General features: G+C 39.3%; 16 protein-coding genes. 10 read left to right on the plus strand and 6 right to left on the minus strand.

Annotated elements, in window-relative coordinates; all coding sequences use genetic code 11:
• The first annotated feature begins 3 nt into the window (after window positions 1-3).
• The 4 genes from dinB to J0383_RS02130 all read left to right on the plus strand — a co-directional run bounded on the left by dinB (window position 4) and on the right by J0383_RS02130 (window position 5607).
• Complete coding sequence (gene dinB / locus J0383_RS02115) at window positions 4-1185, plus strand: DNA polymerase IV (RefSeq protein ID WP_207298637.1); 1182 nt, start codon at window positions 4-6, stop codon at window positions 1183-1185.
• Between the two features lie 3 nt (window positions 1186-1188).
• Entirely contained in the window at window positions 1189-4242 is a 3054-nt protein-coding gene (locus J0383_RS02120) for a DNA polymerase III subunit alpha (RefSeq protein ID WP_207296809.1), read from the plus strand.
• A gap of 292 nt (window positions 4243-4534) precedes the next feature.
• On the plus strand, window positions 4535-5158 hold the full coding sequence (locus J0383_RS02125) for an SOS response-associated peptidase (protein ID WP_207296810.1): 624 nt from the start codon (window positions 4535-4537) through the stop codon (window positions 5156-5158).
• A gap of 11 nt (window positions 5159-5169) precedes the next feature.
• Window positions 5170-5607: a hypothetical protein gene (locus J0383_RS02130; RefSeq protein WP_207296811.1), complete on the plus strand. Its 438-nt coding sequence runs from the start codon at window positions 5170-5172 to the stop codon at window positions 5605-5607.
• 9 nt (window positions 5608-5616) lie between these two features.
• Here J0383_RS02130 and J0383_RS02135 read toward each other — a convergent pair whose 3' ends face one another.
• Both J0383_RS02135 and J0383_RS02140 read right to left on the minus strand, forming a co-directional pair.
• Window positions 5617-6102 carry a DUF1810 domain-containing protein gene (locus J0383_RS02135; RefSeq protein WP_207296812.1) on the minus strand — a complete coding sequence of 162 codons (486 nt, stop codon included), beginning with the start codon at window positions 6100-6102 and terminating at the stop codon, window positions 5617-5619.
• 1139 nt (window positions 6103-7241) lie between these two features.
• Entirely contained in the window at window positions 7242-7400 is a 159-nt protein-coding gene (locus J0383_RS02140; RefSeq protein WP_184160561.1) for a hypothetical protein, read from the minus strand.
• Window positions 7401-7544: 144 nt separating this feature from the next.
• Here J0383_RS02140 and J0383_RS02145 point away from each other — a divergent pair, with 144 nt between their 5' ends.
• Together J0383_RS02145 and J0383_RS02150 are read left to right on the plus strand one after the other, a co-directional pair.
• Window positions 7545-8120, plus strand: coding sequence for a Crp/Fnr family transcriptional regulator (locus J0383_RS02145; RefSeq protein ID WP_207296813.1), 576 nt, complete (start codon window positions 7545-7547; stop codon window positions 8118-8120).
• A gap of 67 nt (window positions 8121-8187) precedes the next feature.
• On the plus strand, window positions 8188-8640 hold the full coding sequence (locus J0383_RS02150) for a carboxymuconolactone decarboxylase family protein (RefSeq protein WP_207296814.1): 453 nt from the start codon (window positions 8188-8190) through the stop codon (window positions 8638-8640).
• Window positions 8641-9140: 500 nt separating this feature from the next.
• On the opposite strand, the gene J0383_RS02155 is transcribed toward J0383_RS02150, so the two are convergent.
• The gene (locus J0383_RS02155) at window positions 9141-9806 is read right to left on the minus strand and encodes an IS6 family transposase (protein WP_207296815.1); all 666 of its coding nucleotides are present in this window, start codon (window positions 9804-9806) and stop codon (window positions 9141-9143) included.
• Between the two features lie 1005 nt (window positions 9807-10811).
• Between J0383_RS02155 and J0383_RS02160 the strand changes: the two genes are divergently transcribed.
• The gene (locus tag J0383_RS02160; RefSeq protein ID WP_207296816.1) at window positions 10812-11228 is read left to right on the plus strand and encodes a hypothetical protein; all 417 of its coding nucleotides are present in this window, start codon (window positions 10812-10814) and stop codon (window positions 11226-11228) included.
• A 132-nt stretch (window positions 11229-11360) separates the two neighbouring features.
• On the opposite strand, the gene J0383_RS23825 is transcribed toward J0383_RS02160, so the two are convergent.
• Both J0383_RS23825 and J0383_RS02170 read right to left on the minus strand, forming a co-directional pair.
• Complete coding sequence (locus tag J0383_RS23825) at window positions 11361-11669, minus strand: DDE-type integrase/transposase/recombinase (RefSeq protein WP_207298638.1); 309 nt, start codon at window positions 11667-11669, stop codon at window positions 11361-11363.
• A 306-nt stretch (window positions 11670-11975) separates the two neighbouring features.
• Window positions 11976-12167 (minus strand): cold-shock protein, encoded by a 192-nt coding sequence (locus tag J0383_RS02170; protein ID WP_091490833.1) that lies wholly within the window; start codon window positions 12165-12167, stop codon window positions 11976-11978.
• Between the two features lie 570 nt (window positions 12168-12737).
• Between J0383_RS02170 and J0383_RS02175 the strand changes: the two genes are divergently transcribed.
• From J0383_RS02175 to J0383_RS02185, 3 genes are all read left to right on the plus strand, one after another.
• Window positions 12738-15914, plus strand: coding sequence for a chemotaxis protein CheB (locus tag J0383_RS02175; protein ID WP_207296817.1), 3177 nt, complete (start codon window positions 12738-12740; stop codon window positions 15912-15914).
• An 83-nt stretch (window positions 15915-15997) separates the two neighbouring features.
• Window positions 15998-17986 (plus strand): sensor histidine kinase, encoded by a 1989-nt coding sequence (locus tag J0383_RS02180; protein ID WP_239023220.1) that lies wholly within the window; start codon window positions 15998-16000, stop codon window positions 17984-17986.
• Window positions 17987-18550: 564 nt separating this feature from the next.
• Window positions 18551-19900, plus strand: coding sequence for a PAS domain-containing sensor histidine kinase (locus J0383_RS02185; RefSeq protein ID WP_207296819.1), 1350 nt, complete (start codon window positions 18551-18553; stop codon window positions 19898-19900).
• Window positions 19901-19912: 12 nt separating this feature from the next.
• Here J0383_RS02185 and J0383_RS02190 read toward each other — a convergent pair whose 3' ends face one another.
• Complete coding sequence (locus J0383_RS02190) at window positions 19913-20578, minus strand: IS6 family transposase (RefSeq protein WP_207296815.1); 666 nt, start codon at window positions 20576-20578, stop codon at window positions 19913-19915.
• Window positions 20579-20970: the final 392 nt, after the last annotated feature.

Genomic DNA, 20970 nt, shown 5'->3' on the forward strand with positions numbered 1-20970 from the left:
ATTATGAGCAGGGCTATTGTACACATCGACATGAACACGTTTTTCGTCTCCTGCGAAAGGCTGACAAATTCTGAACTTAACGGCATACCGCTTATCATCGGCGGCGGCGACAGAGGCGTTGTGGCTTCGTGCTCCTATGAAGCCAGAAAATTCGGCGTGCGCTCGGCCATGCCGATCCATATGGCCATGAAGCTCTGCCCTCAGGCAAAAATTATGAAAGGCGACATGGAACTCTATTCCAGGCTTTCCCACGAGATTACCGAAATCATTCAGGAAAAGGCGCCCGTAGTGGAAAAAGCCAGCATTGATGAATTTTATCTGGACATTACCGGCATGGATAGATTCTACGGCAGCTACAGATGGACTGATGAACTGGCACAGCGCATCACAAAAGAAACGGGGCTCCCCCTCACCTTTGCGCTTTCGGTCAACAAAACCGTTTCGAAAATCGGAACCGGCGAGGGCAAGCAGAAGCAGAACCTTGAAATTCCCGAGCACCTGGTGCAGTCCTTTTTGAATCCGCTCTCCATTAGAAAAATCCCGATGGTCGGACAGAAAACCTTTGAGCTGCTTTCGCGAATCGGCATCCGAACCATTCAGACGCTCTCTGAAATGCCAGCCGAATCCCTGCAGCAGATGATCGGCAAAAACGGAACCGAGCTCTGGAAAAAAGCCAATGGGATTGACAACACGCCTGTGGAGCCCTATACGGAAAGAAAGTCAATCTCAACCGAACATACTTTCTCACAGGACACCATTGATCTATTAAAATTAAACAGAATCCTGCAGGGCATGGTGGAGAAACTGGCCTACCAGCTGCGGGCAGAAGAATGGCTCACTTCAACGGTGACCGTTAAAATCAGGTACGCCAATTTTGATACCGAAACCAAGCAGTCAAGGGTGCCCTATACCTCAGCGGATCATATTCTCACCCAGACCGTCACTGATCTCTTTACCAAGCTCTACCAGCGCCGAATGAGGCTGCGCCTCATAGGAGTCCGCTTCAGCGGGCTGGTCAGGGGAACCTATCAGATTGACCTATTCAATGATACCGAAGAAATGCTTGCCCTGTATCAAGCCATGGACAGAATGAAGACCCGTTACGGCTTTGACGCCGTGATGAGATGCGCCGGCGCATCTTTCAAACCCAACAATAAAGACGAAATTTTAAAACGCAATAAATAAATCATGTACCTCAACTGCCACTCTTTTCATTCGCTGCGCTACGGCACCATTCCGCTGGATGATCTGATCAGGCAGGCAGCGGATTGCGGCGCAACGGCTGCGGCATTGACCGACATCAATACCGTTACTGGGATTTATGATTTTATAAAAGGCTGCGAGGTCTCGGGCATAAAACCATTAGTTGGAATAGAATTCCGCTGCAGGCACATATTCCGCTATATAGGGCTTGCCAAAAATGCTACAGGGCTTGCCCAGATGAACCGTTTTCTGACCGATCATAATTTCAGCGGAAATCCCCTGCCGGAAAAGGCTCCCGATTTTGAATCGGTTTATTTTATCTATACGCTGGAAAATGCGCCGGCAGTGCTTGGCGAAAATGAATATATCGGCATTGAGCCAGACCAGCTCGGAAGGCTTTTTATGCCTGAACTTAAAAAGAAGATTTCCAAGATGGTTATCCTTCAGCCGGTGGTGTTCCGCACCAAAAGGGAATACAACCTGCACCGGATCCTGCGCGCGGTTGACCTCAATGAACTTCTGTCCAAACTCACACCTGATGACTGCTGCAGAAAATCAGATATGATGATTCCCGAAGCAGAACTTATTGCCCTGTATAAAGATTATCCCGAGATTATCCAGAATACAAGGCACATCATCGAGCACTGTAATTTTCATTATGATTTTGAAAGTCCGAAAAACAAAAAATATTACACCAAAAATAAAGCGGGAGACATTGCCCTTCTGACCACTCTGGCCGAAGAAGGTCTGGTATGGCGGTACGGACGCCATAATGCCGAAGCAAAAGCGCGTGTGGAAAAAGAGCTCAAAGTGATCAATGACCTTGAATTCAGCGGCTATTTTCTCATTACCTGGGATATCATACGCTACAGCAGCAGCCGCGGTTTCCTGCATATCGGAAGGGGCTCGGGCGCCAATAGCATTATAGCGTACTGTCTGGGAATAACGGACATCTGCCCTTTGGAGCTAGACCTGTATTTCGAGCGGTTCCTGAATGAAAACCGCAAGAGCCCTCCCGATTTTGATATCGACTGGTCATGGAAGGAAAGGGATGTGATCCTGAAGTACATCTTCGACCGCTACGGCTATGAGAATGTGGCTTTCTGCGGCACGAATGTGGAATTCAAATACCGCTCTATTTTCCGCGAAGTCGGCAAAGTTTTCGGACTTCCCAAAGACGAGTTGGACATGCTGGCCAAAAATCCCATGAAGCTCCACCAGACCAACTCCATTGTCAAACTGGTGCAGGAATACGGCATGATGCTGGAGAAATATCCCAATATGAGAAGCATGCATTCCTGTGGGATTCTGATCTCCGAAGAGCCTCTCACCAATTACACCCCGCTGGAAATGCCCCCGAAAGGTTTTCCCATTGTGCTCTTTGATATGCATACGGCAGAAGATATCGGCTTTGACAAGTTTGACATCCTCAGCCAGAGAGGCATCGGACATATTGATGACACGGTAAAAATAATTGAACAGAACAGAGGAATCCGCATCAATATCCGAGACACGAGAATCTCAAAAAACGAACCCTCCGCAAACGTCTATCTTGCAGAAGGGCGAACCATAGGATGCTTTTATATTGAGAGCCCTGCTATGCGGGGCCTTCTCCGCCGTCTGAAATGCGACAACTATAAAACGCTTGTCGCGGCATCATCGATTATCCGCCCTGGGGTTGCGCAGTCCGGAATGATGAAGGAGTATATCTTCCGACATAACAATCCTACAAAATTTGAATACTTCCATCCGGTTTTTGAGCGCGAGCTCGGAGAAACCTACGGCATTATGGTGTATCAGGAGGATGTCATCAAAATTGCCCTGCATTACGGAGGGCTCTCAGCCGCCGACGGAGATATCCTAAGGCGTGCCATGTCGGGCAAGGGACGCTCAAAAGCGGCACTTCAGAAAGTAAAGGACGATTTTTTTATTTCAGCTGCCGCAAAAGGGCATCCCGAACAGCTGAGCCAGGAAATCTACCGCCAGATCGAATCCTTTGCAGGCTATTCTTTCTGCAAAGCGCACTCTGCCTCCTATGCCGTAGAAAGCTACCAGAGCCTTTATCTTAAGGTGCACTACCCTGTTGAATTTATGGTGGCCGTCATCAACAATCAGGGAGGATTCTACCGCACTGAAATCTATGTGCATGAGGCTCGAATGGCCGGCGCTGTTATCCATACCCCTTGCGTGAATAAAAGCGGATATGAAACCGTGCTTTACGGCAGCGATATCTATCTGGGCTTTATGCACCTGCAGGGCCTTGATTCCAAACTTTCTCAGTTCATCGCTACAGAGCGAGAGAGAAACGGCATCTATAAATCGCTGGAAGATTTCATAAACAGGGTTCCGATGGGAATTGAGAATGTGAAGGTGCTTATTTTCATCGGGGCTTTCCGCTTTACGGGAAAAACCAAAAACCAGCTGCTGGTGCAGGTAAGCCTTCTGATGAATAATTTCAAGCCCGAGAACCGCGGGCTTATGCTCATTGAGCAGCCTGCCAAAGAATTCAAGCTGCCTGTTCTGGAGCGCTCTATATTTGAGGATGCCTTTGATGAAATCGAGCTTTTGAATTTTCCGGTATCCTGCACCGTTTTTGATCTGCTGCAGACCAGATACCGCGGGGATGTAATGGTTCGCGATCTTCTGAAATACCATAAGAAAGAGGTGCGTATGCTGGCATACCTGATCTCTACCAAGCAGGTGCCTACCAAAAGGGGCAATATGTATTTCGGGACGTGGATCGATCATGAAGGAGCCTATTTTGATACGGCGCATTTCCCGGATAGTCTGGTCCAGAATCCTTTTCAGGGAGGAGGCTGCTACCTGCTTTTAGGTACTGTGGAAATTGACTATCATTTCCCGACGATCACCATTTCCAAAATGGCGAAAATGCCTTTCATCCCTGATCCCAGATATTCGGACTCGGAAAAAAGGTATACCACCCAGCACAACATCAAACAGGATGTCAGCAGCACCCATAGGCAGCCATATCCGCAGGAGCATGAAATTAATCTGCCGCGACATAGAATGAAATTTTAAACATTTATTTATTTAAAGTCCTAAGAATGAATTAATTTTGACAGAAAAGCAAAAACAGAAAGAGGAAAACAAGCATGCCACACATGAGTTTTCTGCTGTTTCTTTTTCTAAGCTTTTGTTTTCGCTTTTCATTTTCTTTAATAAGCCTTTCAATGCGCTTGATGTCTATTGGGTATAATTCCATAAGATCGTTTATTCAAACTTAAGCCGCATGAAAATGAAAAAAGCCCTTAAAAGGGCAAATTAGTATCAGGATAAGACATTTTTAAAACAGCCTTTAAAACGGAAAATTATGTGTTATTACACCCAGCAGAATGCCTCGATAGAAGATCTCAAAAGACGCTTTAATGCGGAACTCGACAATGAGGAAACCTATCTGCAGTCGGATTTTATAAACGGGTTTTCCCATCCAAATATCCCCGTGATACTGAATTCCTCTCCGCATCTAATCACTACGGATTACACCTGGGGGCTTCTGCCTTCCTGGGCAAAAGACATCCAGTTCAGGAAAAATACGCTCAATGCCCGCATTGAAACCATTGACGAGAAAGCATCTTTCAAGAGCATAACCCATAACCGCTGCCTTATAATTGCTTCAGCATACTACGAATGGCACTGGAATGACCAGAAGGGAAAAAGCAAGGACAAATACCAGATCAACTCACAGGATGATGAAATCTTCACTTTTGCGGGGCTGTATTCTTCATGGACAGATCCTCTGACAGATGAGATTAAAAACACCTATACCATGGTAACTACAAAAGCCAATGATCTGATGCAGTACATCCATAACCATAAGCTCAGGATGCCCATTATGCTCAAACGCCAGGACGAATCCGCATGGCTGGACCAGTCGGTTAAAATTGAGGATTTCGCTTTTCCCTATCAGGGAAACCTGATCGGTTTTCAAATCTAAAAAACAATGTTATGGAAATGGATAAGTTTAACGGAGTGACAAACGCAGAATTTATAGATTACTTTAAAATTGACCTGCATTCCAGAATGGAAATCATCAATTACACCTATCCGCATGAATTATTGGATGAAGACGCAGGATTTGGCGAGCATGTCCACAGGTGTACGGCTCTGCTCAAAGACTATATTCTCTTGTGCTTCCGCAATGCAAAGGCCGCTGGGCAGCAAAAAGATGCGCTGGAAAGTACGGGCACAGACACTCAGCAGACAGATTCCAGCCATACCCAAACGGGTCAGGAAAATCCCGCACAGAGAAGCGAAAGGCTTGAAATCGAAAGGAAACAGGAAAATGAGCAATCCGCCCTTAAGTACTTGGAGCTTAGGGATGAAATAGGCAGGCTGATTGATGAGCATCGGGAGAACGTAAAAATAATATACGTTGATCTGTAAGATACAGCTTTACGCGGCTGTATTCAGCTCAGACTTCAGCATACGCATTAAATTTACCGCTGCTGACTTTGCGGACTCTAAGACCGCTAGGGTTTTATCATCCATCTGGCCGTGATAATATTTTTCCAATACTTTCAGGAAAACCGGATCTGCGTTCGAAATCCTGCTGAAGAGTGTCATGCAGGATCTGAGCTTCCGCTGGTCAGGCTTTCCAAAGATTTCCAGTGCCGTTAAGCCATCATGGCTCAGAACCGCTTCTGAAATTTCGATCAGGCGTTTACCCAGTACGGGATGATTAAGGTAATGAGAGGCTTCATTAAGGTCCTTTAATCCAAAATACACATTGTACTCGGTGAATCCCAAGCCTCTGATCTGGGGAAATACAAACCACATCCAATGGCTCTGCTTCTTTCCTTTCGTTATTTCATCCAGTGCCTGATGGTACACATTCCCCTGTGCCCGCAAAAATCTTTCAATCCCCTCATTCAGATCCATAACTAACCGCTTTTCCCAATTAAATCTACAATTGCCGTTCATTTCAGCTGATAATCACTGCTGAAATAATCTGCTCTTAAATTAGTTATTTTTTTAGTTACAGCAGCAAAAATATGATGGTCAGTGCAATTTCTTAACAGCGGCCTGCTATTCTCCAATAAAGCCGATGCCGCTTACTCGGCGAAATGAAAATAAAACCATCGCACTAAAGAGCCTCAAGGATCCAGGTCTGACTGCCTCCCATAATAATTTTATCTTTCGATTTCAAATATCCAGTTCTCCAAAAACAGACCATGCTTCCCTGCCCTTTTAGCCCCGATAGAAGCGGAAATCCTTCTGCGCCGGAGTTCGGCGAAGAAGATTGCAGCGCATAGCGGGAACAGCTCCAAAAAAAAATAAACTTAGAGAATAATACAAAGCCTACAGGCATGAAATTATGAAAACAGCCAGAATAACCGGCCCTGCCACGTACCACAGGTGCATAAAAGATTTAAATGAATACGGTTATATAAACTATATCCCCAAAAGAAATAGAAACCAGAAAAGCGTCATTTATTTTCTTGTTTAAAAGTGGAGCTGCTATTTTTTGGCTTGCAAAAATTAGATCAGTTATTTATAAATATTTAGCAATTTAAATTTTGTGGCAAAATCGTGGCACTTGCAGTTTTTCAAAACTAAAAACTCAGTAAAATCAATTGCTGCCGAACTTAGGTTCGAAACTGTATTACGCATTTTTATTCTTATTTTACTGAGCTTCAAAATTGACTTATCTCTGTTCTGCTACCCTGCCATTTTAGCCCCGACAGAAGCGGAAATCCTTCTGCGCGGGGGTTCGGCGCAGAAGATTAGAGCGCATAGCGGGAACAGCTCCAAAAAAATAAAATTAAAACTAAAACAGCGCAATACAATTGGCGGTGCTGCCCGATCAGATCAGTGCAGCTTATCATAAAGGCTGCTCCATTAAAAATAAAACCCCTAATTTTGCTTTCACAACAGAATTAAAGCAACGCAGCTTTAACGGTGCAGGAGATATGAAAAAATATGAAATAAAAAAACAGCCCAAGGCGGCCGGCCGGTCTCCCGCAATGAACATTTTTGGAACTTATGTTCACCGGAATTCAAATTTTAAAGCTGATTTATTATATAAGATCTTTCTGCAGATCTTTCAAGAGTCTTATTAAATCTCTTATTTCATCTTTCTCATAAGGGCTTCTGGGAGCATCTGTATACTCCCGGGATAAGATTTCAATAATCTCTGACTGGACTGTAATGATCTCAATTAGTTTATCTGCTTTCATAATAATGGCTTTTAACCAAATATAATCACTAATTTTGATACTTTAAATTCAATAATCACAAATACTGAAAAAAGGCTTCCGGACTCTGCCTGAAGCCTGCACAAGGGGCAGGCAGATCAAATAGCCACAAGCCTTTGAATTACAATGTCCGATATATTCAAAAAACATATAGCCAAGTTCGCCAAGGTACCAGAGGATGACTTTGAGCAGATCATAAAATTCTTCGACATCAGTGAGGCGGGTAAAAAAGAAAATTTACTGGAGCAGGGACAGATCTGCCGGCATCATTATTTTGTCCTGGAGGGGCTGCTCAGAAAATTCTACATCAACGAGAAAGGCAACGAGCAGACCACTGAATTTGCCATAGAAACCTGGTGGCTCACCGATAACTTTGCCTACGAGAACCAGCTCCCGACAGAGTTTTATATTCAGGCAGTGGAAAAATCCACACTGCTCTGCATCACACCCGAGAAGCGGCAGAAGCTGCTGGAGGAGTTTCCGGTGATGGAGCGCTATTTCCGTTTTGTCTACCAGCGGGCTTATGCAGCGGCCCAGAAACGCATCAAATTCCTTTTCTCGTTCTCAAAAGAAGAATTTTATTTTCAGGCAGTCCGCAACCACCCTGAATTTATTCAGCGTGTTCCCCAATACCTGATCGCTTCCTATCTGGGATTCACTCCCGAATACTTGAGCGAAATCCGCAAGAGGGCTCTTTCTTAAACCAGTTTAAGTTTTTTGTTTTTCATATTATCCAATTTTGCATGGAACAATTTAAATGAATAATACCATGCAGAAACGATTAAACATCAAGCAGGCCGCCCCTGATGCACTCAAAGCGATGATCGGCCTTGAAAGCTATCTTTCAAAGATTTCCATCTCCAAGACAGCCAAAGAACTCATAAAGATCCGCGCCTCTCAGATCAACGGCTGCGCCTACTGCATCAACATCCATACCCAGGACGCGGTTAAAAACGGCGAGACAAACCAGCGCATTTTTCTCCTGAGCGCCTGGAGGGAAGCGGGGGATATTTTTACAGAAGAAGAAAAAGCAGTGCTGGCGATAACGGAAGAAATAACATTAATACATCAACAGGGATTATCAGACCTGACCTATTCAAACGCCGTGCATTTTTTCAGCGAAAACCAGATTGCAGATATCATAACTGCCGTAATTACCATAAATCTTTGGAACAGGGTTGTACTGAGCACCCGACTGCCTATAGGACAAAGTCTGGCATAAAACTGCAAACAGGTGCGGGCTTAAACAGACAACAGACTCCATACAAAACTTTAGAATTATAATCAGATCTGATAATAATGAGCCCGTTTGTTTCGGGCTCATTTCTTTTACATGAATACCAAAGCCACTCAGCAGCATCACATTTCAAAAATAAGAACTCAGCCGCGGCAGCATATGAATAAAATAAAAAAAGATTTCTTCCAAAAACTGCCTTTTAACCCGGCCTTCCCTTTCAACAACCCAATTAAAGAATATCTGAAAAATCCCTTATAAATAGACTCAACAAGCCATATTGACAATTTGGAATTGATACCATTTATGCCACAAATATTAAAGGCGAATTTAAAGTTTTTTTTCAGTGAGGAACGTTTTGTGGTACAATCATCGCACATCGAATTCTGAAATAGGATATACCAAATAAAATCAATAATTAAAAAAAGATTAGATTGGTTCTGTCGCATCTGTCAGAATCAAATATAAGAATTTACGTAATTTAAAAGTTAGCCTGCTAATTTACAGAATGATTTAAACATAGATATCCCTGGTCTAATCATCTGATTCTTTCTAAGCATATGCACAACTTCAATTCCACTCAATGTTCGTCTTGCTGATTCAAAGTTTTTAAAGCCTAACCCGTTTTGTATCCTCCATTTTATAAATCGATGGTCCTGTTCTACAATATTGTTGAGATATTTACACTGCCGAATTTTAATCTTTGAGAACGAACGCTTGTTATAGACTTGGATCGCTGCGGTATTAGAACCGCTTTTATCAATATTTATTACTCGTGGAAGGTAATTATTAGCAATTGCTTTAATTAGAAATGACTGAGCACTCATTCTTTGTCTTCTTCTTGTCAAAAGAAAGTCTACTGTATTGCCTAGTTTATCTACTGCTCTATATAAATAACACCAAATACCTTTTATTTTGATATAAGTTTCATCCAATCTCCAACTTTTACCTACTTTACTTTTTCTCTTCTTCATCTCTGAATCAAGCAAAGGTGTAAACTTAAAAACCCAGCGCTGAATGGTAGCATGATCAACATGAACTCCTCGCATTTTCATGATCTCTTCAACATCCCGATAGCTTAATGTAAACCTAAGCTTAAAATATACTGCCTGCAGTATAATAGATTTCGGATAGCAATGCCCTTTCGTATTCATGAGTTTAAGAATTTAAAAAAGGCAAAGTTAAAACGTATCTAGATGCGACAGAACCCTTTACTGCTGCTATAATAAAAGCTGTAATTTGGAAGAATTGACCCTGCTTGTTTTTTCAGCTTATTATCCCAGGGATACCCCTGCAAATAGTATATTGGCAGAAAGGGAAAATCAGGCTGTAATAATGGAGGCACTAATAATTTTACATGATAAAGGTTATGTTTTTCTAAACTCAGCTGAGGATCATAGTTATTTGACTATAAAAGGAATGATCAAAATAGGGAGCAAAATCCTCTGCAGCTAAAAATCCTTTTCCGCTTACGTATAGGCATCAATAAGTTCTGAATCTGCCGGAATTATTTTCTGACACGGAGCCTCCACATAATGACTCAAAAATTTAAGCCCCTTTCTGCGGCATCTTCGCCAAATTCAGACTTATTAGTTTTATGACTTAATGATGGCGCACGACTACTGCATAAATGAATATGCGAACAAAAACCGGAGTAAGAGTCAAACTGCATTTTTATAATTAGCCAGTCTGTTAAATTCTTTAATTGCTGTATAGTTCAAAACCGAATGCCTTCTTTTTTACTGCACCAGATTCATGCATCAAAATGGACTTATGTCTTTTGCATAACAAAAATTACGGCAATTATCTAAGATATTCGCAAAGTATTTCTTTTGTATGAGAATCGCGGCACAAGAACTGCAGAAGAAAACAGAACCCAGCATTTACAATCTCTGACGGCGGATGGTTCGAATGAACGAGCAGCAACATTTCCAAAAAAATAGTTCTTTACTATACCGCACTGCCATATAAGAATTGCCGCCAGGCTGATGCAGGCATACATTTTCTGATAGTTATTTTCTTAAAAACTTTGCTTTTTATTTCCTACATGGCTAAATATTTAGTACCTTGATAGAAATAATATCACCTATCATGCAAAAAAATAGATATTATGAAGTTTTAGAGATTATTTTAAAACTGTAACAATTAAAATTTAAATTATGAAAAGAATCACATTACTTTTAGCTCTTATTTTTACAGCAGCTTCATCTGCCCAGACCATTACATCTAAACTCGAAGATGCTAACACCGCTCAGTATTCCCTGCTTGAAAAAGTAAATAAATATTATCCGGACATTACCTTGAACAAGGCAGTTACAAATTTCTATGCGGATGGTAAAATAATCGATTCCCAGCAGTCATTCGATTTAAAAGGAACAAAGTTTTCAAGTTATAAGCTGGGAATCGAACCGGACAACAAAAAATTATTGTTCGAATATGTTACCGATGAAACGGGAAAAATTTACGGTGATGTTTCTCTTTTTAAAGGAAGTGTCTTAAGAACAACATTTACCGAAAGGACTGGTCTAATTGAAGTTTCATTAGACGGAAAATCTGTTTATCAGACTAAAATTTAATTCAGGACCATAAGATTATAATCTAAAAGCATGCGCCCATATGGGTGTATGCTTTTTTAATTTACCAGTTTTTTGAAATAGGAAAATTTAGGTTCTGCTGCATCTGTCAGAAAAGATAAGAATTTAAGTGATTTAAAAGTCAGCCCTCCAATTTACAGAATGGTTTAAACATAGTATCCCCGGTTCAATAATCTGATTCTTTCTAAGCATATTCACAACTTCAATTCCGCTTAAGGTCCGTTTGTCCGATTCAAAACTTTTAAAACCCAATCCGTTTTGTATACTCCACTTGATAAAACGATGATCTTGTTCTGCAATATTATATTTACATTGCCGGATTTTAATCTTTGAGAACGAGCGCTTTTTATAGACTTTGATAGCTGCTGTATTTGAGCTGCTTTTATCAATGTTTATTAATCGTGATTTGCAGTTGATGCAGATTTGCCTGAAGCTTCTGCTGTCTCAGCAGCAGCCCCAGCCCCGATAAGAGTGAAAATCCTTTTGTGCCGGGGTTGGGCACAAAAGATAAGAACGGATAGCGGGAAAAAGCTCCTAAAAAATAATAATTACATACAATTGACCCGAGGCTGGGCACAAAAGATTGCTTCGCCAGTTCGCTGCCGCTCGGGTGCATCTTACAGCGGGAAGAGCTCCTGAAAAATAAATACTAATATATATACACCACATCCATAAAACAAAAAAGGCACCTGATTAGAGGTGCCTTTATAAGTTAACTGTGATAGTATATTATGCTACAACTACGTTTACTGCGTTTGGACCTTTACGGCCTTCTTCTACGTCATATCGTACTGCATCGTTTTGAGCGATGTTTTCTGACAGACCTGAAGCATGAACAAAAACTTCGGCCCCTCCATTATTAGGAGTTATGAATCCGAATCCTTTTTCTTCATTGAAAAATTTTACTGTACCTTCTTGCATTTTAATGTATTTAATTGCTCAAAGATAACATTATTAAAATGGGAACCTATTAATATTGAGGGTTTTATTTTCAAAAATAATTCTGCATCCCAAAAACAATGTTAAAAGCGCATTATAATTACAGTGGCGATAATAGTTCAATTCGCATTATTTCCAGCAAATTTAAACCTTAAAGACAGAGAAAAATTAACATTAGTTTTAAAAAAAATCTTTTTTCTGGAACACTGACAGAAAAAAAGGAACTTAAAGAATTAATTTATACTTCAAAAAATTATGAATTAGCGTTAAAAAACAATACCTTACAAAGAAAAGAGAACTATCTCAAAAAGCTTATCATAAAATTTGCTTCTTATATATTTATTTCTATTCGATATACAAATACTCATCAAATTCACTGCCAAGCCATTCTAAATTGCAAATACAGGCCTATTTCTTATATAAATGCAGGTATCCAGCCAAAAAGGGAAAGCACTGCTAATTCATTCTACATAAAACTATTTAATAAAAGAATATTCAATCTTAAATTTAAATCCACCACTTTCAAAATTGGTATAATCTATTAAAGAACTTATGAAAAGACCTAATTATATTATTGCTATTGGAGCTTCTGCAGGTGGTTTGGAAGAGATTAATACTTTCTTTGAGCACACTCCACTCGATGGTGCCGCTTATATAATCGTACAGCATCTATCGAGTGATTTTAAGAGCCGAATGGCTGAGCTGCTCTCAAAGCACAGCAGACTTGAGGTAAAAGAAGCTGAGCAAGGTATGATTGTCTGCAACAATGTGGTATATCTCATTCCCAATAATAAGTTTATGACCATTAAAGATTATAGACTGCATCTGACAGATAAAAGCAAAATGAATGGGCCGCATCTGACTATCAATACTTTCTTTAATTCACTTGCAACAGCCTGTGGTAAAAATGCTATTGGTATCATTCTTTCAGGCTTAGGGTCGGATGGCACCCAAGGTATTAAAGCTATCAAAGAGGCCGGAGGAATGATTATTGCCAGAAATCCTGAAACTACGGAATTCAGCAGTATGCCGGCACACGCCATTGCGACCGATATGGTGGATTTGGTTCTAGAACCTGCTTTTATGCCAAGTGCCATTGAATTTTATATAGATCATAATCAAACAGTATTTGACGTAAATAAAAATGAAGAAAAAATAATGTTTCAGATTACCAGCTTCATAAAGGAGAAATTATCCTTTGATTTCTCTGATTACAAGCTGACGACCCTTCTTAGAAGAACAAAAAGACGCGCCGCATCCATTAATATCTTCGCACTGGAAAAATATTTAGAAATATTGATCATAACTCCCGATGAAGTGAAGGCATTAGCCAATGATTTTTTGATCAGCGTAACATCCTTTTTTAGAGATAAAGATGCTTACGTGGTGATAGAGGAAAAAGTATTCCCAGAGTTACTGAAAAACATGCTGCCCCACGAAGAAATCAAAATTTGGGTAGCGGGATGTGCTACAGGAGAAGAAGCCTATTCGCTGGCCATTCTGTTGAAAGAGCAGTTAAAAGGTAAATTTAAGGATACAATTGTAAAAATATTTGCAACCGATATTGATACTGCAGCCTTGAAACAGGCAGGTAAGGGTATTTACAGCGAAGATAGAATGAAAAATGTAGATCCGATCCACTTAAAAAAATATTTTGACCAAAAAGGAAATGATTATATCGTCAGACCTGACATACGCAGGATGCTTATATTCGCCCAGCACGATCTTGTCAAAAATCCGCCTTATTGTAATATGCATTTTATCAGCTGCCGAAATGTGCTGATTTATATGACTCCTGTATTACAAAAAAAGGTATATGCCATGCTGTTCTTTGGTCTTAAGACTAACGGCTATTTGTTTTTAGGATCGAGCGAAAATCCATTGACTATCATCGAAAACTTGGAAATTGTTCATAAAAAATACCGTATCTATAAAAGCCTTAAAGACAAGCGCACCGCAACCTTTGGAACTTTTGCTCTCCCTGAAATGCTTGATGTAGCTCACAAAGCCTTTGTCAAGAAAGCCGATTCTTTAAGGTTTTCACACAGCTCGCTAATTGATAAAATAAACATTGCCCTGGCTGACGCAATGGATTATCTTGCTGTCTGCGTGGATAACGAAAATACCGTTATAAAAACCTACGGAAATACTTCTAAATACCTGATTCAGCAAAACTTCACCACCAATTTGGTAGAATTGCTCCCCACTCCCCTTGCATTGGCTTACAATTCATTGAGCAGAGAGGTATTGAAGACCAATCAAACTAAAGGAGTTAAAGGGATATTGATTAATCAGAACGGTGTTGTGTCGCAAATAAAACTTTCGGTTAGTCCCGTATTGCTTGATTTCAACTTTAAGGGATTAATTGCAGTTTTTAATGATGACAGCAGCCTAATGGCTGATAAAAATGAATACGCAGTGTTCAATGAAAAAGAATTCCACAACAAGTATACCGAAATACTGGAAGAAGAATTAAAAGGAATCAAGAAAGAACTAACTGCTTCTTATGACAAATTAGATGCTACAAATGAAAACATGCAGTCTTTTAATGAAGAATTAATTTCGGCAAACGAGGAAATGCAGAGTACAAATGAAGAAATGCAGTCAGTAAATGAAGAATTACATACTATAAACGCCGATTATCAGTTAAAAAATAAGGAACTGCTCGAAATCAATGACGACCTTAATAACTATTTTAGAAGTAATGTCAATGGCCAGCTTTTTATTGATAACGAAATGAGACTTATGAAATTTTCTCCTGGAGCCATTAAACACATCAACTTACTCGAAACAGATATTGGAAGACCCATTACTCATATTTCTACAAACATAAAATTTGACACTATCATTGCCGACACAGAGCTGGTTTTAGAAAAAGGAGTGGTAATTACTAAGGAAATTCAAGCTGTCAACGGCAAATGGTATCAGGTTATGGTAATGCCCTACATTCAGACAAACCAAAATAATAATGGTGCGATTATAACTTTTAATGATATTACCGAATTAAAACATACCCAATCTGAATTAAACGATAAAAATCTAAGCTTGCTGCGGATTAATGAAGATTTAGATCATTTTATCCATGCAGCCTCTCATGATCTTCTAACTCCTTTAGGCAATATTGAGAGCACCATTAGAATTTTGAACGATGAAATGCCTTTAATGGATCCTACACATTCTAACTATTTGAATATTATTAATAGTTCAATTAAAAGCTTTCGCGGACTGATTACAGATATTGCAACAATTGCAAAGGTGGAAAATGATATGATTGCCCTTGAATCGGTTAATTTAAATGAAATAGTTGATACTATTGAATGGAGCCTTAAAGATGCAATTTTAGCTTCAAGAGCAAAAGTCATTAGGGATTTTGAAATAAATGAGATTCAGTTTTCGAAAAAAAATCTCAGAAGCGTACTATATAATATGATAGCCAATTCAATAAAATTCCGCAGTAACAATCCTCCCATAATTACAATTAAATCATTTAAAAAAGGAACTCAATGTATGTTGACAATAGAGGATAATGGCAGCGGAATAACTGAACAGGGAATGGAGAAGATTTTCGATATGTATGGAAAGCTCCATCAAGATATTGAGGGATCTGGAATTGGACTTTATCTGGCTAAAAAAATTATAAATGCTGCCGGTGGAAACATACAAGTGGAGAGTGAGCTTAACAGAGGCACAAAATTCATCATCAATATCGGTGGAAAATGTTTAGATTAATAAATACCTTTCTATTAACACTGTTATAATTCCTATTTAATATGTTCAGTAAAAAATATAATTCTTTTTTAAAAGATAGCGAGATGACTGCTGTCATAAGAGCTGCTGATTGGAGTAATACAAGTGTTGGTGAAATCGATAAATGGAGCATGGCTTTACGTTCTGCACTGGGAATTATGCTTAATTCGAGGTTTCCCATGTTCTTGTTTTGGGGTAAGGATATGACTTGTTTTTACAATGACGCATGCCTTGACGCTATGGGTATACGAGGCAAACATTCCAGTATACTGGGAAAATCCCGAGCTGGATCTTTATCTGAAATGTGGCATATCATTTCTCCAATAATAAAAAACGTATTAAAAAGTGGAGAAGCTTCATGGCATGAAGACCAGCGGGTTCCGATTTTTAGAAGCGGAAAAATGGTATATAGCTACTGGACTTCAAGCTATAGTGCCGTTTGCGACGATTTCGAAAAAATCGAAGGCATTCTGGTAGCCATGAATGATGTGACGGAAAAAGTAGAAGCTAGAAAAAAAAAGGAAGAAGCTGAAGAACGAACGCGATTAGCAGCGGAAATTGCCCAAATCGCAACCTGGGACTTGGATCTCCAGACCCACAAGATGATACATTCCGAAAGCTTGGCAACCATCTTTGGACATGAAAAAAATGTACAGCTTACTTATGCTGATATCATTAGCCAGTTTCAGCCAGACGATATAGCTGACGTTGTAGAAAAAGCTTTTGAACTTTCGATGCAGAGCGGAACTTATAAATATGAGGCGAGAGTCATTAAAAATAATGGTGAGCTGGGATGGATAAGGTCGCATGGAAAAATATTTTTCGATTCTACTCATGAACCTCTAAAAATTATAGGAACGCTGATAGATATAACTGAAGAAAAAAATCACAGCGAAATTCTCATGGAAAGCGAATTGAAATTCAGGCTGCTGGCCGATGCATTGCCTCAGCTAATATGGACAGCAGATGCCAATGGGGCCTTGAATTATTTTAATCTTTCGGTCTTGATCTACGCAGGAATCAATTATCGTGATTTAAATGCCGGAGGTTTTCAAAAACTCATCCATCCAGATGAACTTGAGCAATTTGACAGCAAGTGGACCAGCGCTTTAATTACAGGTGATGACTTTTTATTGGAGCATCGTTTACTTCGGCAAGACGGAGTATACAGATGGTTTTATAGCCGCGCAATTGCTCAAAAGGATGCAGCAGGAAAAATACAAAAATGGGTTTGCACCAGTACCGATATCCAGCAGCAAAAAAACTTTACGGAAGAATTAGAAAAAAAAGTCAGCGAGCGCACAGCCGAACTGGAGAACACCAATGTCAATTTGGTAAATATGAACATTGAATTACAGTCTTTTGCATATATATCGAGTCATGATCTGCAGGAGCCTTTACGAAAAATTCAAACTTTTATCAGCAGGCTCAATGATACCGAAGAAATGAAATTTTCTGCAGCTGCCAAAGAATATTTTGAAAAGATCAATGCTGCTGCAGACAGAATGCAGCTCTTGATTCAGGATCTTTTGGCTTATGTTAGAACAAGTGTGACAGACAAGGTATTTATGATTAAAAACCTACAGGAATTAGCGGAGGAAATTAAGGAAGATTACAGGGAAAGAATACAAGAAACCAATGCTGTTGTAGAGATTCGCAATTTATGCGAAGCAAAAGTGATTCCTTTTCAGTTTAGACAGCTTTTTAATAATTTGATAGGAAATGCGCTCAAATATTCCAAACCAGGGATACCGCCGCATATCTTAATAAATGGAAGTCTGATAAACGGATTCGAAATTAAAAATTTGGGTGCAAACGTAGATTCTACATACTGCCATATAAGTATTGCTGATAATGGGATCGGTTTTGATATGGAATACAAGGATAAGATTTTTCAAATCTTCCAAAGACTGCATAGCAAAACAGAATATTCGGGTACCGGTATTGGACTGGCAATAGTAAAAAAAATTGTCGAAAACCACAATGGAATAATTACTGCATCCGGAGCAGAAAATCAAGGTGCGACATTTGATATTTATATCCCGGAGCTATGAAATTGCACTCGCTAATACTACACTGGTTCACTTCTATTGTGCTATAACCAGATATCTCCTTCGCTAATATTTGTAATTCATATTATAAGGATCAACCAGATTCTTAAATCACATTACTATTCGTTGAATGCTTCCCGCTGCCAAATTGTGCTCCTAAAGATGTTTAAAACTTGTAAACTGAGCTTTACAGCAGAATCATAGCGCATAATTTTTAGATCTCTCTCCCATTTACCCCAAAAAGAGAACTCCTTTTAATCCAGCTTGAACTTCAGCAGGCTCATGTCAAATCTTTAATGAAGAAAGAATTGAAACTCTATGGCTCTAAACTTTTGCGCAAAAGGGTAGAAATGACAAAACAAATCATATTGAGAAACGCATTTAAAGGTATCAGCCTCTTAAAGGGCAAAGGGCAGCGCATAATTTCTAATAACAAGATATCAAAGCAGAAAAAATCAAGGGTAAAATTATTGGAATTATGATACACTTCATTTAATGCGTGTAACAGTAAACTTTTAAATATCAATAGCTTCGCTATGAGAACTACAATAATTAAACCTAACCATTATGTATCAAAATCCAAGCCTTCTGCAAAATATAATCGACTTTATTCCCCTGCCCATTGGGGTGTATGTGGGAGATAGCCTAAAAATTGAACTGGCCAATGCCGCGATGATTAAAACTTACGGAAAAGGAAATGATGTACTTGGAAAAACCTATCTGGAGGTTGTTCCCGAAATTGAAAAACAGCAGATCCTCGAGCAGGCACTAGGCGTGCTTAAAACCGGCAATGCCTTTCATGCTGTAGGCAGAAAGGTTGATCTGGTAATACAGGGCATTATGACCGAACATTATTTTAATTATAGTTTCATTCCGCTCTTTGATGACCAGGGAAAAGTATACGGTGTACTTAATACCGGCACCGACGTTACCGATCTACAGCTGGCCAAACAAGAAGTATTAAACTCAAATGAAAGACTTAAAATGGCTGTTGACAGCTCCGGTATAGGAAGTTATGAAATAGACCTTGCTACAAAAAAAATCAAAACATCGGGAAACTTTGACACTATGTGTTCCATTGAGAGCGAAGCTACCAGTGAAGATTTAATTGCAAAAATTCATCCTGATGACCTGCCTGCTCGTGAAAAGGCACATCAGCAGGCTAAAACAACCCGAAGAATAAGTTATGAGGCCAGAATTATCAGTGCTGATAACTCCGCCCGCTGGATTAAAATCAATGGAAAGATTATAAAGGATCAGGATGGAAATCCAAAAACTATAATTGGAATTATTCAGGATATCCATGAGCAGAGAGAATTTGAGGAAGAATTAAAAAAACAGGTGGCCAGCCGCACTGATGAACTCACACGCTCCAATAGTGACCTGATGCATTTTGCCAGCGTGGTCAGCCACGATCTTCGTGAACCGCTTCGAAAAATTAAAATTTTTAATAACCTTTTACGAAATGATATCGAAGACAATGTCAATGACAAATCAAAAAAATACCTTCATAAAGTAAGCCAGTCAGCCCAGAGAATGGAAAACATTATAGAAGGAATCCTGACCTATTCGACCCTTGACAAAGCCTTGCAGCATAACGAAACCATCGATCTCAATGAGATTGTTGAAAATATAAAAATAGACCTGGAACTGATCATAAAAGAAAAAAATGCCATTTTAGTTACCTGTGATCTTCCTCAGATAGAAGGCGCGCCAATCCTGATTAACCAGCTTTTGTATAACCTGATACAAAATGCCTTAAAATTTTCAAAAGCAGATCAGCCTCCCAGGGTTATAATAACAAGTACTATTATAAATAGCAATGGTAACCAATATGTGCAAATCACCATCAAGGATAACGGCATAGGGCTCGATGCGGTTCTGTCGCATCTGTCAGAATCAAATATAAGAATTTAAGTAATTTAAAAGTTAGCCTGCTAATTTACAGAATGATTTAAACATAGATATCCCTGGTCTAATCATCTGATTCTTTCTAAGCATATGCACAACTTCAATTCCACTCAATGTTCGTCTTGCTGATTCAAAGTTTTTAAAGCCTAACCCGTTTTGTATCCTCCATTTTATAAATCGATGGTCCTGTTCTACAATATTGTTGAGATATTTACACTGCCGAATTTTAATCTTTGAGAACGAACGCTTGTTATAGACTTGGATTGCTGCGGTATTAGAACCGCTTTTATCAATATTTATTACTCTTGGAAGGTAATTATTAGCAATTGCTTTAATTAGAAATGACTGAGCACTCATTCTTTGTCTTCTTCTTGTCAAAAGAAAGTCTACTGTATTGCCTAGTTTATCTACTGCTCTATATAAATAACACCAAATACCTTTTATTTTGATATAAGTTTCATCCAATCTCCAACTTTTACCTACTTTACTTTTTCTCTTCTTCATCTCTGAATCAAGCAAAGGTGTAAACTTAAAAACCCAGCGCTGAATGGTAGCATGATCAACATGAACTCCTCGCATTTTCATGATCTCTTCAACATCCCGATAGCTTAATGTAAACCTAAGCTTAAAATATACTGCCTGCAGTATAATAGATTTCGGATAGCAATGCCCTTTCGTATTCATGAGTTTAAGAATTTAAAAAAGGCAAAGTTAAAACGTATCTAGATGCGACAGAACCCTTTATATCTTTAATCAGTTAATTAAGTTTCTAAAATAAGGTTCAAACAGTATTAAAAATAAATACTTGTTTTCACTAATCATAACTGCTTTAATTTTGATCGGCCAAGTCTGAGTTTAAAATTACCGCCATTCTCAACCGATTTAAATCAATATTTACCGTATTAATTAACTATAAAACAAAAGATGCCCGTCTAAGATCTGCATCAATCCATTTTCCTAGTAATCTAAAATTTATCTGCAGACAATAGTATAATCGCAGCAATAAATATGTTAATAACCTTAATGTCTTAATGACCGGTTTTAGGTGCGCTGGAAATTTACACAATTTCCACCAT

This window comes from Flavobacterium endoglycinae (assembly GCF_017352115.1).
In the GTDB taxonomy this organism is placed as follows: Bacteria; Bacteroidota; Bacteroidia; order Flavobacteriales; family Flavobacteriaceae; genus Flavobacterium; species Flavobacterium endoglycinae.